This window comes from Thiohalorhabdus sp. (assembly GCF_036628635.1).
Taxonomy (GTDB): domain Bacteria; phylum Pseudomonadota; class Gammaproteobacteria; order Thiohalorhabdales; family Thiohalorhabdaceae; genus Thiohalorhabdus.
Map to the genome: position 1 here is coordinate 1 of NZ_JAZKRM010000088.1, position 4,467 is coordinate 4,467.

The 4,467-nt window shown below is 70.2% G+C and carries 5 protein-coding genes, 1 pseudogene and 1 riboswitch; of the genes and pseudogenes, 5 read left to right on the top strand and 1 reads right to left on the bottom strand.

Annotation, left to right across the window (positions count from 1 at the left end; genetic code table 11):
• Together V5A19_RS13665 and V5A19_RS13670 are read left to right on the top strand one after the other, a co-directional pair.
• Window positions 1-201: pseudogene (locus tag V5A19_RS13665) on the top strand (Ni/Fe hydrogenase subunit alpha); the annotation flags it as partial.
• Window positions 201-653: a hydrogenase maturation protease gene (locus V5A19_RS13670; RefSeq protein ID WP_332319845.1), complete on the top strand. Its 453-nt coding sequence runs from the start codon at window positions 201-203 to the stop codon at window positions 651-653. The pseudogene V5A19_RS13665 and the gene V5A19_RS13670, both read left to right, overlap by 1 nt.
• Here V5A19_RS13670 and V5A19_RS13675 read toward each other — a convergent pair.
• Window positions 643-1,200, bottom strand: a complete 558-nt coding sequence (locus V5A19_RS13675) for a hypothetical protein (RefSeq protein WP_332319844.1) — start codon at window positions 1,198-1,200, stop codon at window positions 643-645. The genes V5A19_RS13670 and V5A19_RS13675 overlap by 11 nt on opposite strands.
• Window positions 1,201-1,346: 146 nt before the next feature.
• Window positions 1,347-1,606: riboswitch (cobalamin riboswitch) on the bottom strand.
• A gap of 367 nt (window positions 1,607-1,973) precedes the next feature.
• Here V5A19_RS13675 and V5A19_RS13680 point away from each other — a divergent pair.
• From V5A19_RS13680 to V5A19_RS13690, 3 genes are all read left to right on the top strand, one after another.
• Window positions 1,974-2,189 (top strand): hypothetical protein, encoded by a 216-nt coding sequence (locus tag V5A19_RS13680; RefSeq protein WP_332319843.1) that lies wholly within the window; start codon window positions 1,974-1,976, stop codon window positions 2,187-2,189.
• Window positions 2,190-2,286: 97 nt separating this feature from the next.
• Window positions 2,287-2,958, top strand: a complete 672-nt coding sequence (locus tag V5A19_RS13685; protein ID WP_332319842.1) for an ABC transporter ATP-binding protein — start codon at window positions 2,287-2,289, stop codon at window positions 2,956-2,958.
• A partial coding sequence (locus tag V5A19_RS13690) for an ABC transporter permease (protein ID WP_332327938.1) occupies window positions 2,955-4,467 on the top strand: 1,513 nt, incomplete at its 3' end. The genes V5A19_RS13685 and V5A19_RS13690, both read left to right, overlap by 4 nt.

The window sequence follows — 4,467 nt, forward strand, 5'->3', positions numbered from 1 at the left end:
ATCACCGATTCGCGCATCGTGCCGCCCACCGCGCAGAACCAGGCGCGCATCGAGGACGATCTGCGCCAGACCCTGGAAGCCCGCGGTCTGGATCGGCCCGACGACGAGCTGCGCCGGCTCGGTGAGCAGGTGATCCGCAACTACGATCCCTGTATCTCCTGCGCCACCCACTTCCTGGACCTCACCGTGGAGCGGCATTGATGACGGGGTTGGTTCTGGGGGTAGGCTCGCCAGCCGACAGCGATCGCGTCGGCTGGCAGGTGGTCGAGGGCTTGGCTGCTGAAGGGGAAGCCCGGGTACGGCTGGAGGCCCTGGATCGTCCGGGCCCGGGTCTGGTAAGCGCCGTGACCGGGGCCGACTTCGCGGTCATTGTCGATGCCGTCCGTTCACAAGCCTGCCCCGGGACCCTCCACCGTTTAACCGCCATCGATCAGCTTCCGGTGCCGAGCTCGACCTCGACCCACGGTTTTGGGGTTGCCGAGGCCCTGGCCTTGGGTGAGCGCCTGGAGCAGCTGCCGCCCTGGGTGGTTATCGGGGTTGTAACGCCTGCCGGTTCCCTGCCGGGCGAGGCAGTCCTCGCCGATGCGGTTGGGGCAGTTCAGCGGGAGGTGACAGCGTTTTCGATGGGCTCCGCCGAAGGGATCAGGGGCTAACAGGAAAGGCGTTTCCGCCCCTGCACAGGCGGCGCAGGATCGCGGCCTGGCCGGGGCTGGTCAGGCTCAGCGCGCGCGCCAGCTCGGTCTCGCCCAGGCCGTTGTGCAGAAGGCTGCTGCACTGCCGGGCGATCCGGATCGCATCCAATTCCCCGCCGGCGTGGGCCCGACCCAAGCGTTGGAGCAAAGCTTCCACCCGCCGTCGGTCGAGTCCGTCGGCGCCGCCATCGCCTCGGCGCACCCATAGGATCTGCGCTCCCTGCCTGGCCACCGGGCGAAAAAAGCGGGAGGCAACGGGCCAGCCGGCACAAAGCAGGCGGGCCCATAGGTGATCGCACACCTGAGCGGTGCTTGCCTGTGTGCCAACCTCCCGGTCCAGGTCCGCTAGGGTTCGGCGGGTGCGCGCCTGGATGCGGGCATCGCTTGCCGGTCCCCATCCTTCCAGGGCGTGAAGGACCCGTTCGGTGTGAGTGGCGGTCCATTCGGGGAAAGGCTGCGACGGGATGGGACCGTCAGGCGCGGCCGGCCCATGTTGGGATGCGGGCATGTTCGGTCTCCAATCGCTCGCGGATCGGAGCCAACGCGAAGTCACCGGGAGCGGCCCGCGGCATCGGGCTAGGGCCGGGTCCCCGGAGCCTGTGACGCGAAGGCTCGAACGGGCTCGCCCGGCGGCAGGTTGTGCCGCCGGGCGCCTCCGGCAGGTCTTCGGACTGAGGGGCTTCAGTCTCCGCTGAACGAAGACAAGGACCGCGGCTTCCCATCCCGCGCCTGAGCCCCTACGGGGCGTTCCCGTAGCCCAAATGGGTGGCTGGCTCAGGGGCGTGACAGTGCCCGGGGGTCGTGCCCCCAGCGGCCCTCATTCCCCAACACCGCTGCGCGTCAGTCCCGGATTCGAACCGGGTTCCCTTCCCCGTGGATGTGGGCGGACCACTAAATCCTGGGGGTTGACCGGATGGCCGCCCCAAAATAGAGGGGATGGCGCCGTGGGGCAAGCCCGGCCGCGGCTGAGTTGGGCGTTTGGCGCCTGGCCTTATCGGGCGCCGTAGCCTAAGCTGGGAGGCCAAAACAAGAGCGCTATCCGTGGCCGGCATCAGGTGGCTTATGGGTCAACTCGGTGGTTTACCACTGGTCCTGGGCTTTCACACCTCTGCCGGGCTTGGGGGAGTTTACGACAGAAACGGCTGCGTGCTGGGCGGCGAATACCAATCTGCGGCGGTTGCCCGCCTGTCCCTGAATCGCTTGCGGTGGTTGACTTAAGGGAACGGACGATTTTAGCGGGGGGCCGGTGGTGGTCGAACCCAACGGAGCCTGAAAGGGCGCTTGTGGCTTGGGAATTTCCACATCGGTCCTCACGCCGGGTTCATGACCCATGCGGTGGACGGCGATACGGACGGGGCCGACGGCGAGGCGCTGGCCTATGGACTGGTCTTGGGCCTGGCGAGACCCAGCGGGGCCTACCTAGAAGGCCGCTTCGTCCGCGGCCGCGATCTGGACGTTGGTCCGGTACCAACGTGGATGTCGGGGCCCTGCGTTTGAATCTGGGCTATTGATTCCGCTGACCGCGAATACCCTTTGCCTTGAGCCTGTACCCGGACGGCGGTTAGCTTGCCGAACCTGAACCAGGAGGCGTCCCTTGGCCGACCAGGCCATCCATCTGCAGGACGTTCGCTTCGCCTATTCCGGCTCCGAGCGCCCCCTCCTCCACGATCTGTCTCTGCGGGTCGAATCGGGGGAATTCGTGGCGGTTGTAGGCCCCAGTGGCGTGGGCAAATCCACCCTGCTCAATCTGGTAGCCGGCCTGGCGGTCCCCCGTTCGGGCCGGGTGGATGTGCTGGGCACGGACGTGGCGACTCTCGAGGAGTCGGCAGCAGCGCGCTGGCGGCGCCGGCACCTGGGATTCGTGTTTCAGCAGTTCCATCTCCTGCCCCACCTCACCGTGGCCGAGAACGCAGCCCTGCCCTTGGCCCTGAACGGCGAGGCCTGGACTGACGACGAGGTCACGGCCTTCCTGGATCGCCTGGGGCTGGGCGAGCACGCGGGGGCCTATCCGCGCCATCTTTCCGGTGGCCAGGCCCAGCGCGCCGCCATCGCCCGGGCCTTGATCCATCGCCCGCCGATCCTGCTGGCGGATGAGCTAACCGGCAACCTGGACGAGGAGACCGCCGAGGCAATGCTGGACCTCCTCACCGAGGTGGTCGCCGAGGCTGGCGCCACCACACTTGTGGTGACCCATGCCCCCGAGGTGGCGGCGCGTGCCCACACCCGCTATCGGCTGACCCACCACAACCTCCATCCCGAACCTTGATTCTTGGTTGGCTGCGGCGTCGGCGGACCCGGCAAGGCGGCGCAAAGGCCCGCCGCGGCTCCGGCCTGCTGTTCCGGGCCCTGGTTTGGGGCCCGCTGGCCGGCAGGCCGGGTCAGGCCGCCGGCATGGCCGGGGCCATCGCCCTGGGGGTGGCCATGGTGGCGGCCATCCACTGGATCAACGCCTCCGCCCTCCACAGCTTCGAGCAGGGTGTCCGCAGCCTGTCGGGACGCTCCGGGACGGCCGTTCTGGCCACCGACCAGGCCCTGGATGAGGATCTTCTGAAGCGCATCCGGGGATTCTCCGAGGTGGCCGAGGCCTACCCCGCCCTGCGCATGAAGTTGCCAACCGGCCCCGACCAGGCCCTGCCCCTGCTGGGGGTGGACCTGCTGCGCGATACCGGCGTGCGCGGCGACTATCTCCCGGATGTTGGCGGCGAAGGCCTGGCCTTCACCGACCTGCTGGACCGGGGGGCGGTCCTGCTGGGGCGGGAAGCCGCGGCCGAGCTAGACAAGCAGCCGGGGGACGCCCTCCGGATCCAGCACGGCGTGGCAACCGTCCGCCTGGAGGTGGTCGGGCTGCTGCCGGCGGAGGCCTTCTGGGCCGAGGGGGCGGTCATGGACATCGCCGCCGCCCAGTGGACCTTCCGGCGCATTGGCGAGCTGGACCGCATCGATGTGGTGCTGACCGATCCCGACCGCCGGGCGGCCTTCGAGGAGCGACTGCGGGAGGTGGCGGGGGAAGGGGTGCGCCTGTCGCGCCCGGGCCTGGAAGCCAAGCGCCTCGACGCCATGACCCGGGCCTATCGCACCAACCTCAATGTCCTGGCCCTGGTGGGCCTGCTCACCGCCGCCTTCCTGGTGTACAGCCTGCTGACCCTGTCCATGCGGCGCCGCCGCAGCCATTTCGCGGTGCTGCGGGTGCTGGGCATGGACCGCCGGCGGCTGACCGGATGGCTGCTGGCCGAGGGCCTGGTGCTGGGCCTGGTGGGCAGCGCCGTGGGCCTGCTGCTGGGCCTGGGCCTGGCCTGGCTGGGGGTGGTCACCCTCGGTGGGGATCTGGGGGCGGGCTACTTCCGGGATGTCGGCGCCCGTCTCCATGCCCGCGTCGGGGACATGCTCGCATTGGGCAGCCTGGGCGTCATCGCCGCCCTGATCGGGACATTGGCCCCTGTCCGGGACAATGTCCGCGGCGCCGGGGAGGCGGCCATGCATCGCGGCGGCGCCGAGGGCCGGCGCGGCTGGCACCCCGCAGGGCGCCTGGGTCTTGCCGCCATGGCGCTGATCGGGGCCGCCGTGCTGGCCCGCCTGCCGGCCTGGGGCGGGCTGCCGCTGGGCGGCTACGGCGCCATCCTGCTGGTGCTGGGCGCCGGTCTGCTGGCGGCGCCGCTGGCCCTGCAGGTGCTGGCGCGCGCCCTGCCGGTGGGGCGCACCCGGGTCGCCAGGCTGGTGGCTCGGGCCCAGCTCCTGGGCGCCCCGCGGCGGGCGGCCATGGGGGTGAGCGCGGCCC